This is a genomic window from Bradyrhizobium sp. (assembly GCF_019244115.1).
In the GTDB taxonomy this organism is placed as follows: domain Bacteria; phylum Pseudomonadota; class Alphaproteobacteria; order Rhizobiales; family Xanthobacteraceae; genus Bradyrhizobium.
Genome location: NZ_JAFATE010000753.1, coordinates 1 through 2,062 on the forward strand (window position 1 = coordinate 1; position 2,062 = coordinate 2,062).

Below are 2,062 nucleotides of genomic sequence, written 5' to 3' on the forward strand. Positions count from 1 at the left end.
TACCTGCTGGGGCGCGAGGCGCCGTATGTGTGGTGGGATCTGCCGGTCGTGCTCGGCACACTCGGTGGCATCGGGCTGCTGGTCGGACCGATCGGGCTCCTCGCCGCGAAATCGCAGCGCGATCCCGTGCTGGTCGACGAGACGCGCAAGGGCATGGATGTCGCGTTCATCGTCATGCTGCTCCTGACCAGCCTCACGGGGCTGTTGCTGCTGGCTCTCCGCGAGACGAACGCAATGGGACCGCTGCTTGCGCTTCATCTCGGTGTCGTTTTCGCGCTCTTCATCACCATGCCCTATGGCAAGTTCGTCCACGGCATCTATCGCTTCGTTGCGCTGGTGCGTTATGCGCGCGAGCGGCAGATGATGGTGGGTACCGCCGAGTGAGATGTCGTAAGGTGGGCAAAGCGAAGCGTGCCCACCCTCATATGGGGATTTGTAAGTCAAGGCTGTCCTTTTGGATCGGGTCAGGTTTGGGCGGTGAGAGGGCGGCGCGCGGAGCCATGCGTAGCGCAGCGCGCCGACCGGGCTCGTGGCAGGGATTGGCTTCCGAAGATTTCTGCAGCTCACTGCATCACCTCATATCCGGTCGGATTGTTTGATCCGTACCCACCTTCCGCATGCTTGCGGCGAGGAAGCCTGGCGAGGATGAGACCCATCTACGAAACGGCGGTTGAGGCCCTAGGGTGGCACGGTCATCATCCATCCCGCACGAGCGCGGCGAGCCGCGCTGCGTGGTGGCGTGGTCGTTATGTCTTCATGATTGCCTGCTCTGGAACGAGACCGGTGGTGAGATAGCGCCACAGCGCCACGATCAGCTTGCGCGCCAAGGCAACGATGGCGACGCGCTTGGTGCGCTTGCCGGCGGTGGCTGTGCGGGTACGGAACCAGCGGCTGAGCGCGCTTTCCGGCTGATGGCGGAGCCACAGCCAGGCCAGTTCGATTGCCTTGTGGCGGGCGCGCCGGTTGCCGGCCTTGCTGATGCCCTGCTCGCGATCGGTGCTGCCGCTCTTCCAGGGACTGGGCGTCAATCCGCAATAGCTGGCGACCTCGCGGCGGTTGCGGAAGTTTTTGTAAAACAGCTCGTTCACCAGCGTCGCGGTGAAAGCCGGACCGAGCGCCTTGAGGCGAAGTAACAGCTTCTGCCGCTCCGCCGTGGGCGCCGGAACCGGAGCGGCCTGTGTCGCCTGTGCTTCTTCCAGCGCCGCAAGCTGGTCGCGCATCAGCATCAGCCGCGCATGCTCGCGCGTCACTTCGGCCAACAACTGCGGCGGCACCGGCTGTCCTTGCCAGTCGCGCTGCCGCGCGAGCCAAGCCAGCCAATCTCGCCGCCGCGGATTGCCGACCGCCATCCCGCACAGGCGCAGCAGCGCCTTGATCCGGTTGGTATGGGCGGTCTGCTCGGTGATCAGCCGGTCGCGTTCGCGGCTGGCACGCCGGGCATCCTCGGCTTCCAGGCTCGGTACCCGGACGATCCGAACCACTCGCGGTTCGCCGCGTAAATAGGCCATCAAGGTGCGCAGCAGAAGCTCGCCGTCGATCCGGTCCGTCTTGGCCCGGCGGGCACGCTGCTCGACTGCAATGCTGGCTGCATCAAACACGAAGTTCTTAATCCCGGCCGCTTCCAGCAGCCGATGCAGCCAAAAGCCGTCATAACCGGCTTCATAGCAGCTCACCACTTCCGGCACGGATCCGAGCTTCTCCGCCGCCCGCGCCCTGGCCCGGGCGATCAACGCCAACAGCTCGGCATGATCGCCTCCTTCGAGCTTGTGGCGCGACATCCGCCCCCGCTCCGGGCTGTGCACCGTCAAAAGCCAGCTCTTCTGGCTCAGTTCGATTGCGACGAAAATTGTGCCACAATGCTCCACGGTGGGCGTGGCTGCGGTCGATGCTTGCATCTGACTTCTCCGATGGTTCGAGTGTGCAAACCCAAACCTACCGGATCGGCCATGCTCACCGCCCCATGGAATCTACGGACCTGCACCTTCGCTACTTCATCTGCGCGGCCGCCTGGATTGCCTTCCAGTCGAATTTCTCGGCCAGCGCCATCGCATCGTCCTCGGTG

1 protein-coding gene and 1 pseudogene are annotated in these 2,062 nt (G+C 64.4%); one reads left to right on the forward strand and one right to left on the reverse strand.

The annotated features are described in order from the left end of the window. Window positions 1–384: pseudogene (gene tcuB / locus JOZ76_RS32390) on the forward strand (tricarballylate utilization protein TcuB); the annotation flags it as partial. 362 nt (window positions 385–746) lie between these two features. Here tcuB and JOZ76_RS32395 read toward each other — a convergent pair. Continuing rightward, window positions 747–1,895 (reverse strand): IS110 family transposase, encoded by a 1,149-nt coding sequence (locus JOZ76_RS32395; protein WP_291705462.1) that lies wholly within the window; start codon window positions 1,893–1,895, stop codon window positions 747–749. Window positions 1,896–2,062: the final 167 nt, after the last annotated feature.

What these genes read in the sequence shown, in the direction of transcription:
- JOZ76_RS32395 (WP_291705462.1), bottom strand. Translation starts at nt 1,895, where the DNA reads ATGCAAGCATCGACCGCAGCCACGCCCACCGTGGAGCATTGTGGCACA.